Source organism: Priestia sp. P5_B4, from assembly GCF_056400385.1.
Genome location: NZ_JBFULJ010000411.1, coordinates 1 through 3320 on the forward strand (window position 1 = coordinate 1; position 3320 = coordinate 3320).

At 41.9% G+C, this 3320-nt stretch carries 4 protein-coding genes; all 4 read left to right on the plus strand.

All coding sequences use genetic code 11. The features are described 5' to 3' along the window. On the plus strand, positions 1-322 hold a 322-nt coding region (gene pxpB, locus AC1DRF_RS20370), incomplete at its 5' end, for a 5-oxoprolinase subunit PxpB (protein WP_477741533.1). Then, entirely contained in the window at positions 312-1310 is a 999-nt protein-coding gene (locus tag AC1DRF_RS20375; RefSeq protein WP_477741534.1) for a 5-oxoprolinase subunit C family protein, read from the plus strand. The genes pxpB and AC1DRF_RS20375, both read left to right, overlap by 11 nt. Positions 1311-1321: 11 nt before the next feature. After that, complete coding sequence (locus tag AC1DRF_RS20380; protein WP_230183672.1) at positions 1322-2077, plus strand: LamB/YcsF family protein; 756 nt, start codon at positions 1322-1324, stop codon at positions 2075-2077. Positions 2078-2086: 9 nt separating this feature from the next. After that, positions 2087-3274 carry an NRAMP family divalent metal transporter gene (locus AC1DRF_RS20385; RefSeq protein WP_162213694.1) on the plus strand — a complete coding sequence of 396 codons (1188 nt, stop codon included), beginning with the start codon at positions 2087-2089 and terminating at the stop codon, positions 3272-3274. The last annotated feature ends 46 nt before the right edge of the window (positions 3275-3320 follow it).

A 3320-nucleotide genomic window follows, 5' to 3' on the forward strand; every position in this document is an offset into this window, starting at 1 on the left:
AGAATATTTGGTGTATATGCTAGGCTTTGCTCCTGGTTTTCCTTACTTGGGAGGGATGAGCGAAGAAATTGCGACTCCAAGAAAAGAATCACCGAGAAACAGCATCCCAAAAGGGTCAGTTGGCATCGCAGGAATGCAAACCGGCGTGTACCCAATTGAGACACCTGGAGGATGGCAGTTAATCGGGCGTACTCCTCTTACACTATTTAACCCCAAAAATGATTCGCCAAGCTTGCTTCAAGCAGGTGATCGTATCCGATTTGTTTCCATTTCTGAAACAGAATATGAAGCCCAAAAGGAGGTGGATGAAGATGAGTATTAAAGTGATACGTCCCGGTTTATTAACAACGATTCAAGATATCGGCAGATATGGATATCAAAAGGACGGCATGATTGTCAGCGGGGCAATGGACAAAGTTGCTTTAAGGATTGCCAACTTATTAGTAGGAAATCAAGAAAATCAGCCGGTTATTGAAATTACGTTAATGGGGCCAAAAATTGAATTTCAGCAAGATGCTTTGATTGCCCTGACGGGAGGGGATTTATCGCCAACTGTTAATGATGAAGCCGTAAAGATGTGGCGGCCTTTATATGTGAAAAAAGGGAGCGTGCTACAGTTTGGCGTTCCGACTTTAGGGTGCCGTTCTTATTTATCGGTTTCCGGTGCTTTTAATGTTCCTGCAGTTATGGGAAGTACATCTACTTCACTTCGCGCTCGGATAGGCGGGCTGCACGGTAAAGCATTACAGTCAGGGGACGAAGTATTAAGCCACCCTCCTACAGAAACGGGGGAAGCAATTATAAAGAAATTGGTGAAAAAGCAAACGGACCGCTCTTTTCAGCAGGCTTTTTGGACGATTCACCCTAAACTTCTTCCTTCATACGAGACGCCTATTATCMGCACGATGAAAGGTGCAGAATTTGATTGGTTTACAAAAGAAAGTCAACAGCATTTCTTTAATCAAGAATTTGACGTTACCCCTCAATCTGACCGCATGGGCTATAGGCTAAAAGGAAAGAAATTAGTCCTTGGTCAAGAAAAAGAGCTGCTCTCTAGCGCTGTGACGTTCGGTACGATTCAAGTACCAAAAGAAGGACAGCCCATTGTTTTATTAGCAGATCATCAAACGACAGGAGGATATCCTAGAATCGGACAGGTAGCAACTGCAGATTTTTCAGCGCTGGCGCAAATTTCTCCAGGGAAAAAGATTTCTTTTCAAGCAATTTCACTGGATGAAGCACAGCATTTATATATGGAGCAGGAAAAGAAAATAAATCATATTAAAAGAGCACTTCGAATGAAAATATAAGGGGGAAGAAGATGGCTACCGTTGATTTGAACTGTGACTTAGGGGAGAGCTTTGGGAACTATAGATTAGGAAATGATAAAAAAATTTTACGCTATGTAACGTCAGCAAACATTGCTTGTGGCTTTCATGCCGGAGATCCTTCGGTTATGAGAGAAACAGTAAAGCTGGCTTTGAGTGAAAATGTGGCGATTGGCGCCCACCCCGGATTGCAAGATTTAGCTGGATTTGGACGTAGATATATGAAAATTACGCCTCGAGAAGCTTATGATTTAATGGTGTATCAAATGGGGGCTCTTTCAGCTTTTATACGTGCAGAAGGAGGGACCCTTCATCATGTGAAACCTCATGGCGCTTTATATAATATGGCTGCAGGGGATCGATACATAGCTAAAGCTATTGCTGAAGCTGTTTATAATGTTAGTGAGGAAGCTATTCTATATGGTTTGGCTGGAAGTGAATTGATTAAAGCCGGAAACGAAATGGGCTTGCGTACGTCTCAGGAAGTATTTGCAGATCGAACCTATCAACAGAACGGCATGCTGACGCCGAGAAACGTTGAAAACGCCGTGATTCAAGATGAAGGAGCGGCTATTTCTCAAGTAATTAAAATGGTCAAAGAAAAGAAAGTGTTTACTGTGCAAAATGAAGAGATTCCCATTCAAGCAGATACCGTTTGTATTCATGGAGACGGTGCACATGCTGTTGAATTTGCCAAAGCTATTTGTGACAAGCTAAAAGAAGAACAAATCATTATTCAACCACAATGAGGTGACATCATGAAAAAAGAGCGCAACTGGAGCGTGCTGCTCGGAGCAGCATTTTTAATGGCTACTTCAGCAGTGGGTCCAGGTTTTTTAACTCAAACAACGGTCTTTACACAAGCACTCGCCGCAAGTTTTGGTTTTGTCATTTTAYTGTCGATTTTATTAGACATTGGCGTTCAGCTAAACGTATGGCGTATTATTGCCGTTTCAGAAAAAAGAGCACAGGATATCGCTAACAGCGTTTTGCCAGGTCTCGGCTTATTTATTGCTATTTTAATTGTAATCGGAGGCTTAGCATTTAATATTGGAAATGTAGGAGGAGCGGGTCTTGGCTTCAATGCGCTATTTGGTATTTCCCCTAAAGCCGGTGCAGTCATTACAGCCATCATTTCTATCGCAATTTTTTTAGTCAAAGAAGCCGGAAAATTAATGGATCGATTTGCTCAATTAATGGGCGGAATATTAATTATTTTAATGGTGTATGTGGCTATTTCGTCCGCTCCCCCAGTAGGAGAAGCAGTCTCTAAATCATTTTGGCCGGAGCACATTGACGTAATGGCGATTGTTACTCTTGTAGGAGGAACGGTAGGAGGATATATTACATTTGCAGGAGGTCACCGTTTATTAGATGCAGGAATTAAAGGAAAAGCCGCGATTCCTGAAGTAACAAGAGGAGCAGTATCTGGTATTACGATTGCTTCGATCATTCGAATTTTTCTATTTTTAGCGACATTAGGTGTGTTGAGTCAAGGGTTAAAACTGAATCCTGATAATCCACCAGCCTCTGTTTTTCAGTTAGCCGCAGGGGATATTGGCTATAAATTATTCGGTGTCGTCATGGCAGCAGCGGCTATCACTTCAGTTATTGGTTCAGCATATACATCGGTTTCCTTTGTTAAATCCTTCAGCAAAAGGATTGAGAAATATGAAAACTGGATTATCATTGCCTTTATTACGATTTCAACCCTAGTTTTCCTAACGATTGGCCAGCCGGTCACTCTGCTTATTTTAGCTGGAGCATTAAATGGGTTAATCTTACCTATTACACTCGGAACAATGCTTATAGCGGCGTATAAAAAGAAGATAGTAGGCGATTACAAGCATCCGACTTGGCTTACCATTTTTGGCGGTTTTGTGGTCGTTATTATGGCTGTGCTAGGAGTCTATACGCTTGTGACTCAAATGGCAAAACTGTGGTAAGGAATTCTATAACCAATCAAAAAAGGGCCAGAGGGCCCTTTTTTAA

What these genes read in the sequence shown, in the direction of transcription:
- AC1DRF_RS20380 (WP_230183672.1), top strand. Translation starts at nt 1,322, where the DNA reads ATGGCTACCGTTGATTTGAACTGTGACTTAGGGGAGAGCTTTGGGAAC.